At 33.5% G+C, this 22678-nt stretch carries 23 protein-coding genes and 1 pseudogene; 15 read left to right on the top strand and 9 right to left on the bottom strand.

Annotated features, from left to right (window positions below; all coding sequences use genetic code 11):
* Nucleotides 1-13: 13 nt before the first annotated feature.
* The 3 genes from ACK1U5_RS04370 to ACK1U5_RS04380 all read left to right on the top strand — a co-directional run bounded on the left by ACK1U5_RS04370 (nucleotide 14) and on the right by ACK1U5_RS04380 (nucleotide 3585).
* Entirely contained in the window at nucleotides 14-1498 is a 1485-nt protein-coding gene (locus tag ACK1U5_RS04370; protein ID WP_000920987.1) for an aldehyde dehydrogenase family protein, read from the top strand.
* Nucleotides 1499-1629: 131 nt separating this feature from the next.
* A complete protein-coding gene (locus tag ACK1U5_RS04375; protein WP_000429521.1) occupies nucleotides 1630-3120 on the top strand; it encodes an alanine/glycine:cation symporter family protein in 1491 nt (496 codons plus the stop codon).
* Between the two features lie 72 nt (nucleotides 3121-3192).
* Nucleotides 3193-3585 carry a carboxymuconolactone decarboxylase family protein gene (locus tag ACK1U5_RS04380; protein ID WP_002005224.1) on the top strand — a complete coding sequence of 131 codons (393 nt, stop codon included), beginning with the start codon at nucleotides 3193-3195 and terminating at the stop codon, nucleotides 3583-3585.
* 156 nt (nucleotides 3586-3741) lie between these two features.
* Here the strand turns inward: ACK1U5_RS04380 and ACK1U5_RS04385 are convergent, their stop codons facing one another.
* Together ACK1U5_RS04385 and ACK1U5_RS04390 are read right to left on the bottom strand one after the other, a co-directional pair.
* Nucleotides 3742-4038, bottom strand: coding sequence for a hypothetical protein (locus ACK1U5_RS04385; protein WP_000398281.1), 297 nt, complete (start codon nucleotides 4036-4038; stop codon nucleotides 3742-3744).
* A 61-nt stretch (nucleotides 4039-4099) separates the two neighbouring features.
* Nucleotides 4100-4741 (bottom strand): HD domain-containing protein, encoded by a 642-nt coding sequence (locus ACK1U5_RS04390; protein ID WP_000874102.1) that lies wholly within the window; start codon nucleotides 4739-4741, stop codon nucleotides 4100-4102.
* Nucleotides 4742-4847: 106 nt separating this feature from the next.
* Between ACK1U5_RS04390 and ACK1U5_RS04395 the strand changes: the two genes are divergently transcribed.
* The 3 genes from ACK1U5_RS04395 to ppaC all read left to right on the top strand — a co-directional run bounded on the left by ACK1U5_RS04395 (nucleotide 4848) and on the right by ppaC (nucleotide 7353).
* Nucleotides 4848-5351 carry a GNAT family N-acetyltransferase gene (locus tag ACK1U5_RS04395; RefSeq protein WP_001245250.1) on the top strand — a complete coding sequence of 168 codons (504 nt, stop codon included), beginning with the start codon at nucleotides 4848-4850 and terminating at the stop codon, nucleotides 5349-5351.
* 246 nt (nucleotides 5352-5597) lie between these two features.
* Nucleotides 5598-6263 (top strand): lytic polysaccharide monooxygenase, encoded by a 666-nt coding sequence (locus ACK1U5_RS04400; RefSeq protein WP_000742279.1) that lies wholly within the window; start codon nucleotides 5598-5600, stop codon nucleotides 6261-6263.
* Between the two features lie 115 nt (nucleotides 6264-6378).
* The gene (gene ppaC, locus ACK1U5_RS04405) at nucleotides 6379-7353 is read left to right on the top strand and encodes a manganese-dependent inorganic pyrophosphatase (RefSeq protein ID WP_396125280.1); all 975 of its coding nucleotides are present in this window, start codon (nucleotides 6379-6381) and stop codon (nucleotides 7351-7353) included.
* 318 nt (nucleotides 7354-7671) lie between these two features.
* On the opposite strand, the gene ACK1U5_RS04410 is transcribed toward ppaC, so the two are convergent.
* Nucleotides 7672-7860 carry a DUF4017 family protein gene (locus ACK1U5_RS04410; RefSeq protein WP_000789486.1) on the bottom strand — a complete coding sequence of 63 codons (189 nt, stop codon included), beginning with the start codon at nucleotides 7858-7860 and terminating at the stop codon, nucleotides 7672-7674.
* 241 nt (nucleotides 7861-8101) lie between these two features.
* On the opposite strand from ACK1U5_RS04410, the gene ACK1U5_RS04415 reads away from it, so the two are divergent.
* The 3 genes from ACK1U5_RS04415 to ACK1U5_RS04425 all read left to right on the top strand — a co-directional run bounded on the left by ACK1U5_RS04415 (nucleotide 8102) and on the right by ACK1U5_RS04425 (nucleotide 9976).
* Nucleotides 8102-8551: a DUF6884 domain-containing protein gene (locus ACK1U5_RS04415; RefSeq protein WP_000824873.1), complete on the top strand. Its 450-nt coding sequence runs from the start codon at nucleotides 8102-8104 to the stop codon at nucleotides 8549-8551.
* A gap of 289 nt (nucleotides 8552-8840) precedes the next feature.
* Nucleotides 8841-9575: an N-acetylmuramoyl-L-alanine amidase gene (locus tag ACK1U5_RS04420; protein ID WP_044584544.1), complete on the top strand. Its 735-nt coding sequence runs from the start codon at nucleotides 8841-8843 to the stop codon at nucleotides 9573-9575.
* 227 nt (nucleotides 9576-9802) lie between these two features.
* Nucleotides 9803-9976, top strand: coding sequence for a hypothetical protein (locus ACK1U5_RS04425; RefSeq protein ID WP_000503011.1), 174 nt, complete (start codon nucleotides 9803-9805; stop codon nucleotides 9974-9976).
* Here ACK1U5_RS04425 and ACK1U5_RS04430 read toward each other — a convergent pair whose 3' ends face one another.
* The 3 genes from ACK1U5_RS04430 to ACK1U5_RS04440 all read right to left on the bottom strand — a co-directional run bounded on the left by ACK1U5_RS04430 (nucleotide 9977) and on the right by ACK1U5_RS04440 (nucleotide 11709).
* On the bottom strand, nucleotides 9977-10429 hold the full coding sequence (locus ACK1U5_RS04430; protein WP_000877571.1) for a hypothetical protein: 453 nt from the start codon (nucleotides 10427-10429) through the stop codon (nucleotides 9977-9979). It abuts the gene before it with no gap.
* Between the two features lie 135 nt (nucleotides 10430-10564).
* On the bottom strand, nucleotides 10565-10921 hold the full coding sequence (locus ACK1U5_RS04435; RefSeq protein WP_000606231.1) for a hypothetical protein: 357 nt from the start codon (nucleotides 10919-10921) through the stop codon (nucleotides 10565-10567).
* A gap of 164 nt (nucleotides 10922-11085) precedes the next feature.
* Nucleotides 11086-11709 (bottom strand): acetylglutamate kinase, encoded by a 624-nt coding sequence (locus ACK1U5_RS04440; protein ID WP_069605326.1) that lies wholly within the window; start codon nucleotides 11707-11709, stop codon nucleotides 11086-11088.
* Nucleotides 11710-12832: 1123 nt separating this feature from the next.
* Between ACK1U5_RS04440 and recQ the strand changes: the two genes are divergently transcribed.
* Complete coding sequence (recQ, locus tag ACK1U5_RS04445; protein WP_069605325.1) at nucleotides 12833-14950, top strand: DNA helicase RecQ; 2118 nt, start codon at nucleotides 12833-12835, stop codon at nucleotides 14948-14950.
* A 25-nt stretch (nucleotides 14951-14975) separates the two neighbouring features.
* Nucleotides 14976-15356: a gamma-glutamylcyclotransferase family protein gene (locus tag ACK1U5_RS04450; protein WP_000274915.1), complete on the top strand. Its 381-nt coding sequence runs from the start codon at nucleotides 14976-14978 to the stop codon at nucleotides 15354-15356.
* A 54-nt stretch (nucleotides 15357-15410) separates the two neighbouring features.
* Here ACK1U5_RS04450 and ACK1U5_RS04455 read toward each other — a convergent pair.
* Nucleotides 15411-15725: pseudogene (locus ACK1U5_RS04455) on the bottom strand (CPBP family intramembrane glutamate endopeptidase); the annotation flags it as partial.
* Between the two features lie 319 nt (nucleotides 15726-16044).
* Here ACK1U5_RS04455 and ACK1U5_RS04460 point away from each other — a divergent pair.
* Nucleotides 16045-18120, top strand: coding sequence for a HelD family protein (locus tag ACK1U5_RS04460; RefSeq protein ID WP_000065177.1), 2076 nt, complete (start codon nucleotides 16045-16047; stop codon nucleotides 18118-18120).
* Between the two features lie 137 nt (nucleotides 18121-18257).
* On the opposite strand, the gene ACK1U5_RS04465 is transcribed toward ACK1U5_RS04460, so the two are convergent.
* Both ACK1U5_RS04465 and ACK1U5_RS04470 read right to left on the bottom strand, forming a co-directional pair.
* Nucleotides 18258-18818, bottom strand: coding sequence for a GNAT family N-acetyltransferase (locus tag ACK1U5_RS04465; protein WP_172794109.1), 561 nt, complete (start codon nucleotides 18816-18818; stop codon nucleotides 18258-18260).
* A 221-nt stretch (nucleotides 18819-19039) separates the two neighbouring features.
* Nucleotides 19040-19768: a hypothetical protein gene (locus tag ACK1U5_RS04470; protein WP_061139184.1), complete on the bottom strand. Its 729-nt coding sequence runs from the start codon at nucleotides 19766-19768 to the stop codon at nucleotides 19040-19042.
* Nucleotides 19769-20653: 885 nt separating this feature from the next.
* Between ACK1U5_RS04470 and ACK1U5_RS04475 the strand changes: the two genes are divergently transcribed.
* From ACK1U5_RS04475 to ACK1U5_RS04485, 3 genes are all read left to right on the top strand, one after another.
* Nucleotides 20654-21001 (top strand): PadR family transcriptional regulator, encoded by a 348-nt coding sequence (locus ACK1U5_RS04475; protein ID WP_000380301.1) that lies wholly within the window; start codon nucleotides 20654-20656, stop codon nucleotides 20999-21001.
* The gene (locus ACK1U5_RS04480) at nucleotides 20988-21989 is read left to right on the top strand and encodes an HAAS signaling domain-containing protein (RefSeq protein ID WP_001048879.1); all 1002 of its coding nucleotides are present in this window, start codon (nucleotides 20988-20990) and stop codon (nucleotides 21987-21989) included. Before ACK1U5_RS04475 ends, ACK1U5_RS04480 begins: the two co-directional genes overlap by 14 nt.
* A gap of 80 nt (nucleotides 21990-22069) precedes the next feature.
* Entirely contained in the window at nucleotides 22070-22582 is a 513-nt protein-coding gene (locus ACK1U5_RS04485; RefSeq protein WP_000617511.1) for a GNAT family N-acetyltransferase, read from the top strand.
* The last annotated feature ends 96 nt before the right edge of the window (nucleotides 22583-22678 follow it).

The following is a 22678-nucleotide window of genomic DNA, read 5'->3' on the forward strand; positions in this document are numbered from 1 at the left end:
GGAGGAGAACATAATGTTAAAGACAAATATTGAGCTGAAACCAAAAGTGGAAGCGTTTTTAAATGAAGAAATTAAAATGTTTATTAATGGCGAATTTGTTTCTGCTATTGGCGGAAAGACGTTTGAAACGTACAATCCAGCAACAGAAGAGGTTCTAGCAGTCGTATGTGAAGCGCAAGAAGAGGATATTGATGCTGCAGTAAAAGCGGCAAGATCTGCATTTGAATCTGGCCCGTGGGCAGAAATGACTACTGCTGAAAGAGCGCATCTTATTTATAAATTAGCAGATTTAATTGAAGAACATAGAGAAGAATTAGCGCAACTAGAAGCTTTAGATAATGGAAAGCCATATCAAGTAGCACTTGATGATGATATTTCAGCGACTGTAGAAAATTATCGTTATTACGCAGGATGGGCTACAAAAATTATTGGGCAAACAATCCCGATTTCAAAAGATTACTTGAATTATACGAGACATGAACCTGTTGGTGTTGTAGGACAAATTATTCCGTGGAATTTTCCGCTTGTTATGTCTTCTTGGAAAATGGGAGCTGCACTGGCGACAGGTTGTACGATTGTATTAAAGCCAGCAGAGCAAACGCCTTTATCTTTACTATATACAGCGAAACTCTTTAAAGAGGCTGGATTTCCAAACGGCGTTGTAAACTTTGTATCAGGCTTTGGTCCTGAAGCAGGGGCTGCAATTGTAAATCATCATGACATTGATAAAGTTGCTTTTACAGGATCTACTGTTACAGGAAAGTATATTATGCGTCAATCTGCAGAAATGATTAAGCATGTAACGTTAGAGCTTGGCGGAAAATCACCAAATATCATTTTAGAAGATGCGGACTTGGAAGAAGCGATAAATGGTGCATTCCAAGGTATTATGTATAATCACGGTCAAAATTGTAGCGCAGGATCACGTGTATTTGTTCATCGTAAACATTATGAAACTGTAGTAGATGCACTTGTGAAAATGGCGAACAACGTAAAACTTGGAGCAGGTATGGAGAAAGGAACGGAAATGGGTCCACTCGTATCTAAGAAACAACAAGAGCGTGTGTTAAATTATATTGAGCAAGGGAAGAAAGAAGGTGCTACAGTTGCGGCTGGTGGCGAACGTGCGCTTGAAAAAGGTTATTTCGTTAAGCCAACTATATTCACAGATGTTACAGACAATATGACAATCGTTAAGGAAGAAATATTTGGACCAGTTGTTGTCGTACTTCCATTTGATTCGACAGAAGAAGTAATTGAACGAGCGAACAACTCATCCTATGGCCTTGCTGCGGGTGTATGGACGCAAAATATCAAAACGGGTCATCAAGTAGCAAATAAATTAAAAGCAGGAACAGTGTGGATTAATGATTATAACTTAGAAAATGCAGCTACACCATTTGGTGGATATAAACAATCTGGTATTGGCCGCGAATTAGGTTCATATGCGCTTGATAATTATACAGAAGTGAAAAGTGTTTGGGTAAATATAAAGTAATAGGGCGTTTTACTGATAAAAATTGAGGGATGAAATAATGAAAGATGCGGACAACTAGAAAGTTTGATAATAGTTGTCCGTTTTTTTTATATACAAAATTGCTTTTCCAAAGAATGATAAGGGGGATTTGGATGGAGAATTTAGTAGAATGGTTAGTAGGGCAAGTGTGGAGTATCGGTTTAGTTGTTTTTGCATTAGGGGCAGGCGTATATTTCACGATTGCAACACGCTTTTTGCAAATCCGTTATTTTAAAGAGATGATTAAACTATTATTTGAAGGAAAGAGTTCAGAGACGGGAATATCATCTTTTCAGGCATTTTGTTTAGCCTTATCAGGAAGAGTTGGAATTGGTAATATTGCAGGGGTAGCGACAGCAATTGCTTTCGGCGGTCCTGGAGCTGTATTTTGGATGTGGGTAATGGCTTTGTTAGGGGCAGCGAGCGCGTTTGTAGAATCAACATTATCTCAAGTATACAAAAGTAAAGTAGGGAATGAATATCGCGGCGGTACTCCATATTTCATTGAGAAAGGTTTGAAAATGAAATGGTTTGCAGTCATTGTAGCAGTAGTTGTAACACTTTCATATGGCGTGTTATTACCAGGTATTCAATCTAGTAGTATCGCAGTTGGATTTGAAAACTCTAATGGTATTAGCAAATATATAACTGGTATATTTTTAGTCGTGTTACTAGCAGCAATTATTTTTGGTGGTGTAAAGAGAATTGCTGGCGTTTCTCAAATGCTTGTTCCATTTATGGCAATTGGTTATGTAATTGTTACATGTATCATATTAATTGCGAATGTAACGGAGATTCCAAGGATGTTTGCTTTAATTTTCTCTAGCGCATTTGGTGTAAATGAAATGTTTGGTGGAATTGTTGGTGCAGCTATTGCATGGGGCGTAAAACGCGCTGTATTTTCAAACGTTGCTGGTGTCGGAGAAGCGACGTATAGTTCGGCGGCTGCTGAAGTATCGCATCCCGCAAAACAAGGATTAGTTCAAGCGTTTTCCGTATATATCGATACAATTGTCGTATGTACAGCGACAGCTCTTATGATTTTAATAACAGGTATGTATAATGTTATACCTGAAGGGAAAACCGCCATTGTACAAAACATAGGAAATGTGGAAGCTGGTCCAATTTATACACAACAAGCAGTTGAAACTGTGATAACAGGGTTTGGTCCAATATTTATTTCAATTGCGATTTTCTTTTTTGCATTTACAACGTTACTCGCTTATTACTATATCGCTGAAACGACACTTACTTATTTAGATCGTCAACTGAAGTATGGCTGGTTAAAACCAGTTTTAAAATTTGGATTTTTAATTATGGTTTACATCGGTAGCGTTGAATCAGCGTCGCTTTTATGGAATCTTGGAGATTTAGGAATCGGTAGTATGGCATGGTTAAACTTAATCGCAATCTTACTTTTAAGTAAAACCGCATTAAAAGTGTTAAAAGATTATGAAACGCAGAAAAAAGAAGGGAAAGATCCAGTATTTAATCCTAAAAATGTGGGGATTGAAGGATTAACATTTTGGGAAGAAAGAAGTAAAGAGGTTGAAAGAAAAAGTTCTAGAGAAAAAGTTATTGTAGATGATAATTTAAAATTATAACTTAAATTAACTAAAAATTCTTAATTTAAAAGAAGGTATATTGCCTCCATTTCATCACATACTACAATAAGTATGGATAATATGACTGGAGGGAATAAGATGGAACATGAGCAACATAGTTCGATAAATGATATTCTACATCATTATAAAGAAGGTATAGGTAGTTTTACAAATCAAATTCCTGAAATCGCTGAGACATATAATGCGTTCACGCAAGCTTGTTTTCAAGAGGGTTCTTTAACAAAAAGAGAAAAACAACTTATTGCATTAGGAATTAGTTTAGCAACGCAAGATGAGTATTGTACAATTTATCATACAAAAGGTTGTCTTGATCAAGGATGTTCGGATAAAGAGATTCTAGAAGCATGTGGTGTTTCAGCAGCATTTGCTGGCGGAGCTGCGATGAGTCAAGCGGTAACTTTAGTACAAGAGTGTTTAACAGAATTGAAAAATCAAAAGCATTGAATAAAAAACGTTTTAAACTTTATGTTTAAAACGTTTTTTATGTGAAATTAAATTTGAGTATAAAAATTATCTAGGATGGGTTCAATTTATGGTTATACAATAATGGGAGAATTTTAAATTTAGTAGGAATGAGAAATAACAACTATTTATTTAATTTTAAGGTTTTGTAAAAAGCTTCAATTGCTTCATATAATCAATGGCTTTTGTTTTATTTTTCTGTTTAGAAACATAATGTGCCTCATTAAAATCTCTATAGTAACTGTTAACTACTTCTTCAGAAAGAGCACCGTCAGAGATAGCTCTTTTAACCGCGCAGTTTGGTTCATTTGTATGTGAACAGTTAGAAAATTTACATCTCATAGAAATCTTTTTTATATCTTCATATCCAAATTCAAAATTCCCCTCAAGGTTTATCAAGTCAAATCCTATTTTACTAATAAGAAATCCCTCCATTTTTGAAAGAGTCTTTTAGAAACATAAATACAAATTTTATCGTTTTCAATTTGTATTTACTTTAATATTCTATATCTTCATAAATAGATTTTTCTACATCAGGAAGAACTGTGTATATACTCTTACCGATTAAAGCTTCTAATTCTTTCTTAATCGCATAAAACCCTTTCCAATGTAAAGATGTATGAGATGTTGTACCATGACGCAAACCAACAGAAATTAATCTTCTTTCCAGCGTAGTAAAGCCATCCGCATCAGCAAGAGCGTCACAAAGAGTAATTACTTTATTGTATAAGTCGTAGTTACAATGTTCATTTAATATTTCAACTAATCGGCTTCTCATATGGTCAGGAACGAGACTCCATTCTGCTGCGATATCTATATGTTCATTTTTGCATGGGAATGAGTGTGTCACACAAATAACAGCGTTTCCTGTATACCCTAAATCATTCATATACATATAACCATCATAGGAATGAATGACCGATTTGGTAAAACCTTTGTATCTTCCGATATCATGCAAAAGGGCAGCGTTATATGCTATGTCAGCATCTAGCTTGTACCCTTTTTTTATAAGTTCTATAATTATGTTTTCAGTTGCATGAGCAACATGTAGTGAATGTTCAAACCAAGGGCCCGGGTTTTGTTCATATGCCCATTCGAGTAATTCTTTTGCGTACATTCTATCTAATATATATTTCATATCGTTATCCTTTCACAAAAAATCATATCTTAACTATAAATTCCTCTTATTATTTCATTATTCCTTCTTTAAAAATTGTTACAATGAAACAAAAGGGGGAAAAGTAATGCGAAATTTAGTAATTGAAGAAATTAAGAAACTAGAAAATGATATAGAAGAACTTTCGAAACTTTTGAAAATGGTTGTAAATGATGGGGCATCAATTGGTTTTTTGCCTCCACTGGAACAAAAAGATGCAACAAAGTATTGGCAAACAGTATTAGCGCCAGAAGTGATATTGTATGTGGCTAAAATAAACAACGAAGTAGCAGGGAGTATTCAATTACAATTAGTTACTAAGCCTAACGGAATTCATAGAGCTGAGATTTGCAAATTAATGACTCATCCAAACTTTAGACGAAACGGTATTGGACGATCGCTTATGCAAAAAGCAGAGGAACGAGCAAAGCAAGAAAACAGGTCTCTTTTAGTATTAGATACTAGAGAAGGAGATCCTTCCAATAAATTGTACAAATCACTAGACTACCAAGAAGTTGGAACAATACCAGGGTATGCAATTTCTCCGAATGGAAAGTTAGATGCTACGGTTCTTTATTATAAAAACATTTAAGTTATAATCAAACGGGGAGAGTGCTTAATTATTAGTAAGTGAATAATAAACGACTATTTTTAACACCGTCTATATTTTTCTGGCGGTGTTAAAATAGTTAATTATAATCTAATTAACGCACTAAATGAATTTGAGAAAGTTTTTAGAGGGTTCTTTTAGTAATGATTCTCGTCTTATAATAAATGTAGAGAAGATGACTAGCCGACTATAGTTATTTTCGCTTTATTATGGGAAGGGGATGAAAGAATGAAAAAGAATAGTTTACAAAAGATGAAGAAAGTTATTTTAAGTGGTGGCGTATTACTTACGGGATTATTAACATTTGGGTTTTCAGAAAAGGCCTCAGCTCATGGATATGTAGAATCACCAGCGAGCCGATCTTATTTATGTAAGCAAGGTGTAAATGTAAATTGTGGACCAATTCAATATGAACCACAAAGTGTAGAAGGGATAGGTGGATTTCCACAACTAGGACCTTCTGATGGACAAATTGCAGGGGCTGGTCATTTTCCCGCTTTAGATGTTCAAACTGTAGATAGGTGGAAGAAAGTTACGTTAAATGGCGGGACGAATACATTCAAGTGGAAACTAACGGCTCCTCATAGTACGAAAGAGTGGAAATATTATATTACGAAAAAAGGTTGGAATCCAAATAAACCTTTGACGCGATCAGATTTAGATTTAGTGCCATTCTATGTAAAAAATGACGGTGGAGCTAGACCAGGGACAACAGTAACGCACGAAGCAAATGTACCAACTGACCGTAGTGGATACCATCTTATTTTAGCTGTTTGGGAAATTGCAGACACTGGAAATGCGTTTTATCAAGTTATAGATGTAAACCTTTTGAATAATGGCTTATCCTCAAATTTTGCTTTTAACAATGTAGTGCAAGCTCCTACACTATTTTAATTGAAACATACATTTCGATCATCTAATTCATTTTAGATGATTTTTTTTATGAAAATGATGAAAAATATAGAAGAAAGTGCAATTATTTATAAAAAAATATGCTTTAAATATTGTCATATTTGCTTCTTTAAGATATTCTTTTCATGAAGAGGTGGAAAACATGGAAAAAGTACTAGTTTTCGGGCATAAAAACCCAGATACAGATGCAATTTGTTCTGCAATTGCTTATGCAGAATTGAAAAAAGAATTAGGAATGAATGCTGAGCCTGTACGTTTAGGCGAAATCAGCGGTGAAACTCAATTTGCGTTAGACTATTTTAAAGTAGAAGGACCGCGTTTTGTTGAGACAGTAGCAAGCGAAGTGGACAACGTTATTTTAGTTGACCATAACGAGCGTCAACAAAGTGCTAACGATATCGAATCAGTTCGTGTGTTAGAAGTTATTGACCATCACCGTATTGCTAACTTTGAAACAAGCGATCCTATATACTATCGTTGTGAGCCAGTTGGCTGTACAGCTACAATCTTAAACAAAATGTACAAAGAAAATGGCGTAACAATTCGTAAAGAAGTTGCAGGTTTAATGTTATCTGCAATCATTTCAGATTCTTTACTATTCAAATCTCCAACTTGCACAGAACAAGATGTAGCAGCTGCTCGTGAATTAGCGGAAATCGCTGGTGTAGATGCAGATAACTACGGCTTAGAAATGTTAAAAGCTGGTGCTGACTTAAGCGGAAAAACAATGGAGCAATTAATCTCTCTTGATGCTAAAGAATTCCAAATGGGTAATGCGAAAGTTGAAATCGCACAAGTAAACGCTGTTGATACAAACGACGTTCTTGTACACCAAGCGGAACTTGAAAAAGTAATTTCTGCAGTAGTAGAAGAAAAAGGTTTAGACCTATTCTTATTCGTTGTAACTGATATCTTAACTAACGATTCTGTCGGTCTTGCGATCGGTAAAGCAGCAAACGTTGTTGAGAAAGCATACAACGTATCACTAGAAAACAATACAGCTACTTTAAAAGGTGTTGTATCTCGTAAAAAACAAATCGTACCAGTATTAACAGAAGCATTCCAAGCTTAATCGTATTGCGTACAGATGAACAGTAAGGACAAGTAGTCAGATTGGCTATTTGTCCTTTTTTATTTATAATAAGCAGAAATTTTTAACTTTTAAACAGTCGCATTGTGTATGCTTAATGATATGGAAGTATTGAAAAGTAAATTACAGGGGCTTTTTGAAAAAATATTGCATCTGTTTCAAAATTAGAGAGCTGGATTTCGGAGGAACTGCGTTTAAACGCTGAAATACAGATGTTGCGTTTAACTTTTTAGAAGAAAGGATATAAAGTTTTGATTAACGAATTAAAATAAGGATAGCGTTAGCTATCCTTATAATCGTTTATTCGTAAGATTTTTTCTTGTTTATATAAAATGTGATTATCGTAGTAATGAAGAAAATAGGTATCGCATACACTTGCCCAACAAATAACTTCCAGCCGACATAATTATAGCCTTCAGATGCTGGGATGATAACGGAAATAACGCAAACGATAAAATAGACTAATAGTGCAGGAATAATATTTTTCATTTTTATGAACCTCCTTTATTGTTTTATTAATACATACTTGCATTATAATTTAGTTTCATTATTTTGAAGAAAAAATGAAAAATTTTTTATGGTATTATAATATTTGCAATGAGAGTAATCTATAGTACGCATATGGTAAAATGTGTAATTTTAACTTTCAGAATTATTATATAGTATCTCGAGAAAAAAATGTACAAAATAACGAATTTTATTTACCAAAGTAAAGGGAGTAGAAATATATATGAAAAGGCTATGTATAATTCCATGCGGAAAAAAGAAAATTTGGGATAAACATTCAGACTACGGACCGATGGAAGCAAAAGATGTATATATTAGTCCGTTCGGAAAAGCATGTCAGGCGTACGCAACTATGTTTTTCGAAAACTGGGTTATATTATCAGCGAAACATGGATTTTTAAGACCAAGTGATATTGTATTAGAAAACTATGATCTTGCATTTGATTCAAAAAGCGATGAGGTAATAAGTATAGAGCAATTACAAAAACAGATGGTAGATAAAAGTTTACTACAGTTTGACGAAATCGTCTTACTAGCAGGGAAGAAGCATAAAAAAGTAGTGACAAAGTTATATCCAGAAGAAATGATTACATATCCGCTAGAGGGGTGTAAAGGAATTGGGTATATGTTGCAGAGGTTGAAAGAAGCTGTGAAGGAAAGGGAGGAAATATAGGTGTAGTTTCAGTGATTTTAAACTCTATTTATTTAGGGAGCTGAAAAGTAAAATAGAGTTTTTAGGCATCGCCGAAAGGGTGATGCTTTTTTGTTCGTGTCGTCATTCATGTAAAAGTAATTTAGAGAATAAATCATTCGATTTATGAAGCGATAGCTTTTTTATATCGAAAACAAATTGCATCACTTTTAGAAAATATAGGACGTATGGGCACAGTTAAGATTGTAAGTGGGAATAGCAATAAGACAAGTTTTGAATAAGATATTAAGAAAGGAGATGTTGATGAATAATGGCTAGATATAGTTTGCACGGAGGACACAATAGTATTGTTCAAGGTGCTAATTTCGGGAATCGGAAAGAACACGTTCTAGATAGGCAAGTTAAAGATGCCGTGGCGGCTAAGTTAAGAGCCCTAGGACACACGGTTTATGACGATACGGACGAGGTAGGGGCAACTCAATCACAAAATTTAAATAATATCATTCGGAATAGCAATTCCCATGCTGTGGATTTAGTTATTTCTTTTCATCTTAATGCAAGTGATGGAAATGGACAGGGTGTTGAGGTTTTATATTATGATCAGAAAGATTTGGCGGCTAAAATCTCAGCTCAACTAGCAAAAGATATTGGATGGCGTGATCGAGGTGCGAAACAACGTACAGATTTAGCAGTATTAAATGGAACGAAGGCACCGGCTATTCTTATTGAATTAGGGTTTATTGATAATGAATCCGACATGGCAAAATGGAATGTTGATAAAATCGCTAATTCTATTGTATTTGCTCTTACAGGACAAACTGGAGGAGGTGCAGCGGATTTGCTCAAAGTAAAAACTGGTGGTGTAGCATTTAGTAATTTACAAGCTTTGGCTCAAGCTATGGTTGATGCGGGTATTGATGGACAAATTGTCGTTCAAAAAGATGGCATTGGTTATGCTATAACGAATGGCTATCCGTCCGGGAATATCGATAAATTTACAGCTTGGTTAGATGCACGTAAATGGTACTATGAGTACGTGAGATAAAAGTAGTTTGCTAAATAAAAATAAGAGCCGTCATGTGACGGTTTTTATTTTTATTTAATCTTTTAACTCTACTTATAATATGGAGAAAATAGACTAATAAACAAGCCTTTGTATACTTTCAAACATAGAATATGATGAATTCTATCAAGGAGGAAGCATATTTATGAGAAATACTTGTCATTGTGGACATTTTCAAGATTGTAATAAATTTTGGGATGATTTAATGTTTGGGAGATGTAGATGTAAGCGCAATGATTTTCACGAGTGTTGTTGCAAAGAGAAACCGAAGTGTGAGTGTGAAAAATGTCATTGTAAAACAAAAGCGAAATGCCATTGTAGGCATGAAGAGGAAGGGTATTAATAATAAAAAAGAGTACGATGCGTACTCTTTTTTTGGGTGATTATATTCCATCTTGAACAGATTTCTTTACAATTACCCATTTGTCTTTCTTTTTAACCGTTATAGCTACATTAGTTCCATTAGATTCCTTATAAAAGATATATCCATTGTTTGAGTTTACATATGTAACTGGTTCACCTATGCAATCTCGCGAGCAGGATTTGTTGACTAGTTCAATTAAGGATAGTTCACTTGGATCGGTTTTACTGGCTTCTATAACAGCATCAAGGCTTGTTTTTCGATAACCTTGCAAGTTTATATGAAAAAGCTGCTCTATTTCTCCTGTAATGCTAGTGTTCATTACTTCTACTGAATTCTTTTTTTCTTGAAGAAAGCCGTTTTCATAAAGTAATTTTGTATAGCCAATCCATGCTATTAACACTAGCATGAAAAACATACCCGTCATTTTAAGTATTCGAAGTCGTTTGCTTATAATTGTTTCTGAGTATTTCATTCACTCTAATCCTCCAATGTTTTTAATTTAAAATATGCTTGGATACATACTTTTAGAAGAGGATGAAAGTTAATGAGTTTTTAATAAAAAAGAAAACATCCAGGATTAGATGCTTTCTTTTTTTGGTATTTTTGGCTATCTGTTAGTTACTTGTTTCATAAGTGGTCTTATTTCTTTAACTGGTGGTTTCTTATCATAGGCATCAACGTAAGAAAAGTAATAGTTTAAGTTTCTTAGAAGACCTTTTCCTATTTTTGCACTTAAGAAAGGAAAGACTTGTCCGGTATAATCATCGAGAGATTTACAGTAATATTTTTCATCTAAATATATACTGTATTTACATGTTAGTTCTACTAAAGGATTCCCTTCATCATCAAATACTTCTTTAGAATCAATAATATCTATTAGTGCAAATTTTTCATTTAAGTAAACTTTCTTTTTTTTCTCGTGTTTATTTGTAAGTATAAAAACGAGACCAATCGCGTTAATCAAACTATTTCCTCCTATAAAAAACGGATATTAATAAAATATATCGATATAAGCTAAATGTAAAGAGGAGAGGTGAAATATCATGGAGAGAAAACTAAATAAGCCGATTGGTGAGAGCTGATAATCAGTGGGGGATGAACAAACCCCTCACTGATTAAAGTTTCACTTTATTGAAATACTTGCGGGAATTGTTTTACGATTGCGTTTGTTATCATGTCAGCCATTTCTAATGCTTCTTTTTCAATTTTATCGTAAAGTTTTACTCCTGCTTCATAATCTTTATTTAGGAAGGCAAGTGCTTCTGCTTTCGTTAGTGCTAAATGTTCATAAATCATTTTTCTAAATTCTTCTTTATCTATATATGGGTTGATTCTGTTAAGGAATTCAATAATTGCGTCACCATTAGCGTACCATTTTTTCTCTATAGCGGCCGCTGCATTTTGATTACCAGCTTTTGCGGCTTTAACAAGATCCGCTGCAATTACTAAGTGATCTTTAATTAATGCACTATATTTTTTCACTGCATCCTCACCGTAAAATGGTTCAAGTGATAGTCCCATATGTGTTGCGTTTTGTAGAAGTCGTCCAACAGTAACATTAACATCTGGTAAATTAAATACTATACTTATAATAGCCAATCTCGTCCAAGCGACGTGTTGTTCCCATAAAGAACGCATATACCCTTTTAAAAAATTCTCATTTTTACTAATTCGGTAGTTCCGTACGGATAAATCATAGTTTACATAAGGGTTATGGTAGGGGGAGTAATACGATTGCCAATAAGAATACATAAATAGTAACACTCCTTTGAACATGTATAACTCAAAGTATGATGAAGATTTATTTTTAGTTACGTGTCCTAGATTATTTTTAGGGAATTTGAAATGGAGAAATTCAATGAATGGTGTTGTGGTATATATGAATAAATTGAATATAAAGTAAAAGAGGGTCTGTAAGGGAAGTTGCAGACCCTCAAAAGGGTATTGCCGAGATGTCGGACTCGACTACGTAATGTTATCATAAAATTCTTTTGAAAAAACCTGGTAAATGTGTCCAAATGAAATTGGGACCTTCATACAGTCAAAGGGACCTGCTTCCCGCGGCAGGCCCCAATAACTAGATAATGTCGATGAGCAAAAAACTCATCTGGAGTACTTTTATAGTAACAAGTAAAATGTGTTTTGTGTATTGAGAAAGAAGAATTGCATAATTATATGTGAACAATTTAAATCCCAACAATTTATGATTATCATTAATTGTTGGGATTTAAATATGGTTATAAAATGGAGAAAAGACTTGGAAGTGAGATCGAGGTACACAGAAGTATGTAATCATGAAAAAGACCTGCTAATATAAGCAGGTCAACTTAAGGGGTTTATCCAACAGATTATTATATATGGTAACAACTGAATTGTAGTAAGTCTATACATTTAATATTGAGAAAAATTCTGTGAATGATATATTTTTTGCACATATATTAACGTCTAAAAAGTTGAGAAAGAAAATTAAAAAGCTTTTTATAAGAGAATAATGGCTGGTACTTATAGTATGATTCATATTTCCACGCATCATTATTAGAGAATTGGAGTTTTTGTGTTTTCGTTTTTGCCTTGATGGAACTCATATTACGATGTTTCATATAGTAACCTCCTGAATTTATATGTATACGATTAGTAGTATTCAAGAAAGGGAAATAAAATGAACATTTAAATTGAAACTCTTTCTTCTTGTGTACTGGATTTACGTTATAAATGTTGTAAAACATATAAAATAATGATGCTAATTCATATTAAATAAGTGAAGAAACATAGAATAATGAAAAAACAATAAGCATCTAATCATCCCTTTCAAGTCGCATAAGTGATTGATATAATAGAAGTAGATGAAAGATAAAGAAAAGCGGGTGACTCTTTTTTGTTTACTAAAGCACAAGAACTTTTAGCGTCCTACTTTGGTTATTCTTCGTTTCGAAGAGGACAAGATGAAACAATTAAAAATGTACTAGATGGGAAAGATACGGTTTGTATTATGCCAACGGGTGGCGGTAAGTCGATTTGTTATCAAATTCCGGCATTAGTATTTGAAGGAACGACGTTGGTTATATCGCCTCTAATATCACTTATGAAGGATCAAGTAGATACATTGGTACAGAATGGCATTTCAGCTACATATATTAATAGTTCTATATCTATTGCAGAAGCAAATCAGCGAATTCAATTAGCGAAACAAGGACATTACAAGTTACTTTATGTGGCGCCTGAGCGTCTTGATTCGATGGAGTTTGTTGATCAACTTATTGATATGAAAATCCCTATGATTGCGATTGATGAAGCACACTGTATTTCACAGTGGGGACATGATTTCCGTCCAAGTTATTTACATATACATCGCATATTAGATTATCTTCCAGAAAAGCCGCTCGTATTAGCATTAACAGCAACAGCAACACCGCAAGTACGTGATGATATTTGTAACACACTTGAAATTAATCAAGAAAATACAATTATGACAACGTTTGAGCGTGAGAACTTATCGTTTTCTGTCATTAAAGGGCAAGATCGAAATGCATATTTGGCGGATTATATTCGTCAAAATCAAAAGGAATCCGGGATTATATATGCAGCTACTAGAAAAGTAGTCGATCAGTTATATGAAGATTTGATGAAGGCAGGTGTTTCTGTATCAAAATATCATGCTGGTATGAGTGATAGTGATCGAAATGAGCAACAAGAACTCTTTTTACGAGATGAAGTAAGTGTAATGGTAGCAACATCTGCATTCGGGATGGGTATTGATAAATCGAATATTCGTTACGTAATTCATTATCAGCTTCCAAAAAATATGGAAAGTTACTATCAAGAAGCAGGACGTGCTGGTCGTGACGGATTAGATAGTACATGTATATTGTTATATTCTTCTCAAGATGTACAAGTACAGCGTTTTTTAATTGATCAATCAACTGGAGAATCACGTTTTTCAAATGAACTTGAAAAATTGCAAAATATGACTGATTACTGTCATACAGAACAATGTTTACAATCATTCATTTTGCAATACTTTGGAGAAGAACCGAAAGAAGATTGTGGACGCTGTGGTAATTGTACAGACAATCGCGAGAGCATCGATGTGACAAGAGAATCACAAATGGTTTTATCATGCATGATTAGAACGAACCAACGCTTTGGAAAGCAAATGATAGCGCAAGTATTAACTGGGTCGAAGAATAAGAAAGTTATTGAATTTAATTTTCATACTTTACCAACGTATGGGCTTTTATCGAACCGTAGTGTAAAAGAGGTCAGTGAGTTTATTGAGTTTTTAATTTCAGACGAGTTAATTGCAGTTGAACACGGCACTTATCCGACGTTAAAAGTAACTGAAAAAGGGAAAGAAGTATTACTTGGTAAAGAGAATGTTTTACGAAAAGAACGAGTAGAGACAAGACAAATTGTTCAAGACCATCCTTTATTTGAAGTGCTTCGTGAAGTACGTAAAGAAATTGCACGAGGAGAAGGTGTACCTCCGTTCGTTATTTTCTCTGACCAAACATTAAAAGATATGTGTGTGAAAATGCCGCAAAATGATTCTGAATTGTTGACGGTAAAAGGTATCGGAGAACACAAACTTGTGAAATATGGCTCGCACTTCTTACAAGCAGTTCAGCATTTTATTGAGGAAAATCCAAATTATGCTGAAACGATTAAGACAGAAGTAGTTTCAGAGCGTAAAAAGTCAGGAAAAGCGTCCGCAAATTCTCATTTAGAAACATATGAAATGTATAAACAAGGTATTGATTTGAATGAGATTGCAAAAGAACGTAACTTATCAAGACAAACAATTGAAAACCATTTAATTCGCTGCTATGAGGATGGAATGGAAGTAGATTGGCAAAGCTTTGTTCCAGCAGAGTATGAATCTCTTATTGAAACTGCCGTTCAAAATGCAGAGGGTGGGCTGAAATCTATTAAAGAACAGCTTCCGAATGAAGTGAGTTACTTTATGATTCGTGCTTATTTACAAATAAGAAAGTAGAGACATATAAAGGGGATAAGAATTTATGTATCATGTGTTCGTTTATGGCACATTAAGAAGAGGACAAACGAATGCTCATTATATGCAAGGTGCAACATGCATCGCAGACAGAGCTTGGACATATGGAAAATTATTTGATACGAATGAAGGATATCCGGCCATGACTTATTCGATTGAAGAACAGGTGTATGGAGAAGTTTATGTAGTAAATGATGAGATATTGTGTAAGTTAGATGAACTAGAAGAATATACAGGTAATGCGGAGACTGATTTATATGATCGAATCACGCAAACAGTATATGTTGCTGATAGGGAAATTGAGGCATATGTGTATATCGCTCAGAATAAAAAGATGTTAAAGAAAGTGATAGACTCTGGTGATTGGCTTATGTATCAAAAAATATAATAAGGTAGTTTTAAAAATCGGAAAGCAGATAATGACGAATTCATTATCTGCTTTTTATTGTGTGAATAATTGTCGTTCTCTTTTTATTCTTATAGTTCTTAGTACGATTCCAATTCCGAGAAATAAAACAGTAGCAGCGACCCCGCTAGTAGGATTTAACCAAAAATCACTACTGTTTGTAAGAGTAATAATCCCTGTTATTGTAACTAAAACAGTAGGAACAGCATCCTCGATTGCATGCATGATAACACATGGCCAGACTGATTTTGTAAGTCTATATATTTCAACATACATAATTGACCAACAAACCATAAGGATACAGCCAGATAGAAGCATATTTAATCTTGAGATAGATTCAAAATATTCATTTGAAGAGCCTCCTTTACTTTTATTTATCCTACTATTTGTGGGCAGTAAAACGCCCATTGATTAAAGTCTTTAATTTTTACAATATTTGTTAATAGATAAATTAAATAGGAGACAAATAGAAAGTAGTATCTTTTGTATGCATCACTATACTATATGTGTATTTGTGTGATTTTGATGTTGCATATTCTTTTTAAATTAGAAAGATGAAAAGTAAGTTTTTTCGGAAAATTTAAACGGAAACTATTGACTTTATGATTGGGTTTTTAATACAATGATACTTCGACTAAAAAATTAGAACGGACAGGAGGGAATCGTCGAAATGAGCAACATATTTGAAGATGAGTTACAAAAAATGAAGGATACTTTACATACGATGGATGAGCAATTGGATAAGCTTGAAAAAACCCCGGTTTATTATGGAGAAGATTTTAAAGAGCAAATTCTTGAAAGTATGAGGGAGTCTAATAGACAAAACTTACGTATTGGTGTGCAAGAGCCGTACTTTGGAAGGTTAGATTTTCAGGAAGATGGAAAAGAAGAAGTTATGCCGATTTATATCGGAAAAGTAGGGGTTTCGGATATGGACACGATGAAGCCAATCATTATTGATTGGCGGGCGCCTGTCGCAAGTATGTTTTATTCATTTACCGGTGGAGAAGAATTAGCATTTTATCAATCACCAGATGGCTTAGTAGAAGGTGATGTGTATTTAAAACGAAACATTTCCATTCGAAAAAGAGAACTTGAACGTGTTGTTGATACATATGTAAAAGGAAATGAAGATGTATCGCATGCCGATGATTTTCTTCTATATCGATTAGGTGAGAATAAAGATAATAAGCTAAAGGATATTGTTTCAACGATTCAATCGGAACAAAATGATATTATTCGAGCGGAAAGAAATTTACCATTACTTATTCAAGGGGTTGCAGGGAGCGGAAAGACAACAATTGCTTTACATCGCCTTGCTTTTTTAATTTATGAATATCGTGAACAACTAGAAGCAGAAAGAATGATCGTATTTGCGCCGAATAGTCTGTTTTTAGACTACATTTCGAGTGTACTTCCTGAATTAGGTGTAGGGAATATTAGTCAAACAACGTTTCTGGATTGGGCATTACGTACGTTAGATGATTCAGTGAAACTAAAGCAGACAGAAGAAAAATTGAAAGAAGCATTTTCAATTAATCGTGATGAAAAGAAGATAATGCTAGGTAAATTAAAGGGTACGTTGGAATTTAAGACGTTTATTGAAGAGAGAATGATCCAATTTGAAAATGAGTTAGTTCCGACAAAAGATTTTGAGGCGTGGGATAGAGCGATTATTCCAGTAGAAGATATTAAAAAATGGATGCAAGTTGAATATAAACATTATCCTTTACAGAAAAGAAGAGAACGATTAGTAGGACGAATGAAGCGCTGGATTGAAATTGAACTTAAAAAATTCGGGGAAACAAACGAGAAAAAATTACTTAAAAAAGAAGCGACTAAGAGACTGAACGCATATATGAAGTTTTGGCCGAAAATGAGTGCTCTTTCACTGTATAGTTCAATAGTAAAAAGTAAAGAAATACTCGAGGTATTACCTGAAGAACTTGTTAAAGAAACAGAAAAGAGTTGTCGTAAAAAAGAAGTGTATGTAGAAGATTTACCAGCTTTAATATACATACATCATCGTATAACAGGGATTGAAATCGGGCAGAAGTTTCATCACGTTGTTATTGATGAAGCGCAAGATTTTTCGCCTTTCCAAGTTTATGTATTAAAAGAAATTACATTAGGTAATTCTTTCACTATATTAGGTGATTTATCGCAAGCGATTTATGATTACCAAGGAATTGAAGATTGGAATGCTTTTAAGGAAGTATTCCAAGAAACCGGTTATTATGAATTGACAAGAAGTTATCGTTCTACAAAAGAAATTATTGAATTTGCAAATGAAATAATTAAAAATGCAGAAATCCCAGTAGGACTCGCAACACCAGTCTTCCGCAGTGGAGAAGATGTGAAAGTAATTCATGCGGAAAATCAATTTACTGAAATTGTGAAGACGGTAAAACATTTGCAAAATGCAGATGTGAAAACAATTGCGGTAATCGGAAGAACAGAAGATGAATGCCGTGATATATATGTGGAATTAACAAATGCAGGATTAACGGTAAACGTAATTGAAGCAAACCAAAGTAAATATGAAGGTGGTATATCAGTAGTACCTGTCTATTTAGCGAAAGGTTTAGAATTTGATGCGGTGCTTTTAATTGATGTGGATGAAGAACATTACAAAGACACAAAACATGATGCAAAGTTACTATATGTTGGATGTACGAGATCACTTCATGACCTATGGATTTTCCATAGTGGGGAAGCGTCACCTTTAATTAAAGGATTAAAATAAAGTGAAACTATAATCAGTGGGGAGTTTTACTGCAAGCTAATGTGGGATAAATATAAAAAGAGGGTTTCTATTACTGTCTACTTAACAGGGAGATGACTATGAAGACCCTCTTTTTATATTGAAATTAATGTTCAATTTTAAACGAATAAAGCCATTAATATTAAATCTTGATAGCCACCATCCAATTTTACACCCTTTGCTTTTCTACCCTCTTCAAAGAAGCCTAGATTCTTATATAACTGGATTGCACCTAGATTATCTTCCATTACCTCAAGACAAACTTTTTCAATCTTACTGTTATTTTTAGCCCAATTGATTAACGTTTCTAGAAGAGCTCTTCCAATACCATAATTTCGATATTCGGGTAGTATGGTCATCGCAAAAGCCCCTTGATGACTAATTTTTTCTTTGTTTCCGTTCTTAAAATCTATTGCACCAACTAACTTACCATCAACTTCAGCAATAAACTGTACATAATTTGGATTTTCATGATAAGCTTTTAACGTTTTTTGAATAGCATCGATACGCACCTTTTTTACATCCTCAACCGTACTTAGCATGTATGGAGCGTTTATTAAAGCTTTTGAAGCAGAATCTAGTATTCTTTCTGCATCCTGTTCTTTAGCTTCTCTAATTATTATTGTTTTTCCATCCTTAGATTTATAAGTAAAAACATTAGTTGATAAGATACTACACACACCCTTTCGGAATATAATTAGTTGAATTTTTTAACTATCGTGCAATTATTAAGTAAGAAAAAGTCGTATCACCTTTTTCTGCAATCGCTCTACTTCAACTTAATGACGATTATTTCAAATATTTTTAATTTTTACAAGGATTTATTCCGTTATATAGCCCGATTGTTGAATAACATGACTGGCGTTTTTTAAACAACTTTATTATCTCTGTACACGATGAATTAACGACTTGAGCTGTTGTGTAAATAATATACAATGACCTTTTCTAATTCCTTAGTTTGTTCTTTTTCCCGTACACGAACGGCATCTACTGGAATTTGTGTATGTTTTAACCAATCTAGAATAAGGTGTAGTTGTTCTTGTATTTGCCCAATGTTTTGCTCCTTTATGTTCTTATTCTGAATTCTATCAATTAATTGAAGCATATAGGGAAGTTTTTCTATACATTCACTTAAATCTCCGCAATAACCTGAAGGGAATTCATGTGTACCAAATTCTAAAGTATTGATGTAATTAGAAACTAGGTATATCATGGCTTCTTGTTCGGTATCACCACCTAATTCAATCGCTTTTCGAAGGGGTTTTTCTAAATCGTCTTCTTTATTGCTAGAGTCCATATAAATTCCTATCCATCTAAAAGGTCTTGAATCAAATGGGTTGTTTTCTGTCCATCTATATAGAATGTCAATTAGAAAACTATTTAGTGAGAAAGTTAAGACCTCATCTTTTTCGTTTAATACATCTAAAATAGTAAACAGCGAAATGGCAAACTCTTCTTGATCTTTTGATTCCCATTTCTTTGCATTTGTAATAAATGTCTCTAAATGTTTAAAAGCTAATTTTCGAAGTCCCGCTTCGCGATGCTGACAGTAACAAATAAAATCATGCCAATGCTCAGTTGTATTCATATGTATAATAATAGTTTGTAATGCAGTGAGAGGTTTATCCATTATACGTCCCCAATCTATTAAGCACGTGTTGAAAATTTAGTGTTATTATATCATTACATAAATTAAAGTGGGAAGAATTTAAGGTGGATTTTATTGGTCACGGGATCCAATCGATTGGTAATGTAGCGGTTCTAACAGGAGTCATTATTGACTTTGAAGATGAAACGTAAAAAAGTTATTATGTTTATCTGAATATTGAGGGAATACAAGAATTTTATTTATTTAATTTTCAGAAAAAATAGACTAAAACATTAATAAATGGTATAATTTCCTTGTTATTGGAATTAAAATGAAAATATTAGAAGAAAAAGGATAGGATTGGTTTTAATGGGGGATTCTGATCACAAAGAAACAAAGGCAATATTAAAGTTATGGTTTATTTATATACCACTTGCATTTGGAGAATTTGTCTTTTCGAATATCATAGGTTATTTAAAAAAATAAAGATTTTGTATTTGAAAAACAATTAACCTAATTTAATTGTTTTTTTATTTTTCTCTAATAAACCAAACAAAAATAAAGATTTTGAACAAGATGAAGTTTATGAAGGAAATAACGTTGATTAGGTGCTGAAAACGGGAATTATTCAAGCATGGTAATTCGCCGTTTTTATAGCTTCCTATAGTGAGATGTTATGTTCACATCATATGTATACGATATTTGTAACTTAATATAGCATTACTGGAACTTCAAAATTAGTAGTTAAGGTTGTTACCTTATAGAGTGTTATATATAACTTAGCTAAAAAAGCACAAATCATATAATTTGCGCTTTTCATTATCTGTTTTTGGTAAAAAATTATAGTTTTTGTCACACTAATACTGTACGATACATAGTATAAAACACATACTGTATGACATATAGTAATGGAAATGAGGTGAGTGAATGGATACTTTATTAAACTCGTTAATTACTGAGTTAAGAAGAGGGACATTAACGTTAGCTGTTTTAAGTCAATTAAGAACGCCGCAGTACGGATATTCACTTGTCCAGTTATTGGAGCAATCAGGGGTTACAATTGATCAAAGTACTTTATATCCACTACTTCGCCGATTAGAAAAGCAGGAATTAGTGACGAGTAGTTGGGATAAAACGGAGAGTAGACCTCGTAAGTATTATGTTTTAAGTGATTATGGATTAGAAATATTTTTGCAGTTGAAAAAAGAATGGATAAAGGATTCGAAAGAACTTTATAACTTATTAAAGGAGGAGGAAGAGAATGAATTTAATTGATCTCTATATCCAAGAGGTTGCGAAGAGATTACCTGAAAAAAATCGTGAAGATATTACACTTGAACTAAGGTCAACTATAGATGATATGTTACCTGAAGATTATAATGAGAAAGATGTAAAGAGCGTTCTCGAAAAATTGGGGAGTCCGGTTTCATTGGCTAATGGTTATTTGGATAGACCGATGCATTTAATTGGACCACGTTATTTTGATGTATATACAACGTTGTTAAAAATGATTATACCAATCGCAGCTGTCATTGCACTCATATCAATGGTTGCAGAAAATTTTATAGGCTATAGTGGTGATCAAGCGGTATTAAATGTTATTTTACAATTGATAGGTAAAGGCATTGGGGGAATTTTTGAAGTGGGCCTCCATGTATTTTTCTGGTTGACACTTGTGTTTGTTATTTTAGAAAGAACAGATAAAGACAAAGGTATCGAGCCGTTGACGACAAGTTTAAAAAAATGGACACCAGATGATTTGAAAAACATCTCGTATATCCCAAAGAAAAAAGCAATCTCGAAGTTTGAAGTTTTTGGAGGTTTAATGTGGACAGCAGTTTGGGCTACACTTTACTTTTATGCGAATTATCTTGTTGGCGTATATAACGGTACGGCAAATGGACTGAAGTTTGTCTCGCCAACTTTTAATCAAGATGTTTTATTGCAGTACTGGCCAATCGTTGTAATTATGATCGTTTTTGAAATATGTATATCCCTTTATAAATTAGTGCAGGGACAATGGACGCAAAGATTGGCGATTGGGAATGCTATTCTTCAAATAGCTGGGACGATAGTATTCATTGTAATTGTAGTAAATCCACATGTATTTAACGCAGGGTTTATTACGTATTTGGCAAATGCATTTACTATTTCCTCAGAGGAGTTTAAAACGTGGCTCATTGGGGGAGGAATTTTCTTCTACATGTTATCTGCTGCAATAAATATATTTGATGGTTTCCGAAAAGCTAGTATTCGTATGTAGATAAAAATCGGAAATTTCGATAAAATAAAACTATTAAAAAGATAGTAAAATAAGGTGAACATGATGAAAGGAAGAAAATAATGATAAGGGAAGCAACGAAAAAAGATTTAGCATACATTTTAGATATTTATAACGATGCGATACTTTATACAACAGCTGTATATGCGTATAAACCTGTAACCCTTGAAAATAGAATAGATTGGTATGAACAAAAAAAGGCTGAAGAGTATCCAATTATCGTATATGAATTAGATAATAAAGTAGTAGGATTTGCGACATTCGGCCCATTTAGAGCGTGGCCTGCTTATAAATATTCAGTTGAACATTCTGTGTATGTAGATAAGGCATATAGAAAAAATGGCATTGGGTCTTCATTAATGAAAGAATTAATCAAAATTGCAAAGGAAAGAGAGTATATGACCTTAATTGCTGGAATTGATGCAGAGAATGAGAAAAGTATTGCCTTGCATCAAAACTATGGATTTGTTCATGCAGGAACAATAAAAAAAGCTGGTTATAAGTTTAATAAATGGCTAGATTTAGCTTTTTATCAGCTGGAACTTAACGGTCCTGAAAATCCTATAGAAGAATAAATATTTTTCGGTAGCAAGAAAAAATTCATGCTACCTTTTTCTTATTTTAATAGCTAATGAAAAGGTTTTTTACATTCAATGTTGAAATATTAGAAG

Source organism: Bacillus sp. XB1 (genome assembly GCF_053557995.1).

Excerpts from the sequence above, each read along its gene's own strand:
- ACK1U5_RS04370 (WP_000920987.1), top strand. The coding sequence starts at position 14 with ATGTTAAAGACAAATATTGAGCTGAAACCAAAAGTGGAAGCGTTTTTA.
- ACK1U5_RS04375 (WP_000429521.1), top strand. The coding sequence starts at position 1,630 with ATGGAGAATTTAGTAGAATGGTTAGTAGGGCAAGTGTGGAGTATCGGT.
- ACK1U5_RS04380 (WP_002005224.1), top strand. The coding sequence starts at position 3,193 with ATGGATAATATGACTGGAGGGAATAAGATGGAACATGAGCAACATAGT.
- ACK1U5_RS04385 (WP_000398281.1), bottom strand. The coding sequence starts at position 4,038 with ATGGAGGGATTTCTTATTAGTAAAATAGGATTTGACTTGATAAACCTT.
- ACK1U5_RS04390 (WP_000874102.1), bottom strand. The coding sequence starts at position 4,741 with ATGAAATATATATTAGATAGAATGTACGCAAAAGAATTACTCGAATGG.
- ACK1U5_RS04395 (WP_001245250.1), top strand. The coding sequence starts at position 4,848 with ATGCGAAATTTAGTAATTGAAGAAATTAAGAAACTAGAAAATGATATA.
- ACK1U5_RS04400 (WP_000742279.1), top strand. The coding sequence starts at position 5,598 with ATGAAAAAGAATAGTTTACAAAAGATGAAGAAAGTTATTTTAAGTGGT.
- ACK1U5_RS04410 (WP_000789486.1), bottom strand. The coding sequence starts at position 7,860 with ATGAAAAATATTATTCCTGCACTATTAGTCTATTTTATCGTTTGCGTT.
- ACK1U5_RS04415 (WP_000824873.1), top strand. The coding sequence starts at position 8,102 with ATGAAAAGGCTATGTATAATTCCATGCGGAAAAAAGAAAATTTGGGAT.
- ACK1U5_RS04420 (WP_044584544.1), top strand. The coding sequence starts at position 8,841 with ATGGCTAGATATAGTTTGCACGGAGGACACAATAGTATTGTTCAAGGT.
- ACK1U5_RS04430 (WP_000877571.1), bottom strand. The coding sequence starts at position 10,429 with ATGAAATACTCAGAAACAATTATAAGCAAACGACTTCGAATACTTAAA.
- ACK1U5_RS04440 (WP_069605326.1), bottom strand. The coding sequence starts at position 11,709 with ATGTATTCTTATTGGCAATCGTATTACTCCCCCTACCATAACCCTTAT.
- ACK1U5_RS04450 (WP_000274915.1), top strand. The coding sequence starts at position 14,976 with ATGTATCATGTGTTCGTTTATGGCACATTAAGAAGAGGACAAACGAAT.
- ACK1U5_RS04460 (WP_000065177.1), top strand. The coding sequence starts at position 16,045 with ATGAGCAACATATTTGAAGATGAGTTACAAAAAATGAAGGATACTTTA.
- ACK1U5_RS04470 (WP_061139184.1), bottom strand. The coding sequence starts at position 19,768 with ATGGATAAACCTCTCACTGCATTACAAACTATTATTATACATATGAAT.
- ACK1U5_RS04475 (WP_000380301.1), top strand. The coding sequence starts at position 20,654 with ATGGATACTTTATTAAACTCGTTAATTACTGAGTTAAGAAGAGGGACA.
- ACK1U5_RS04480 (WP_001048879.1), top strand. The coding sequence starts at position 20,988 with ATGAATTTAATTGATCTCTATATCCAAGAGGTTGCGAAGAGATTACCT.
- ACK1U5_RS04485 (WP_000617511.1), top strand. The coding sequence starts at position 22,070 with ATGATAAGGGAAGCAACGAAAAAAGATTTAGCATACATTTTAGATATT.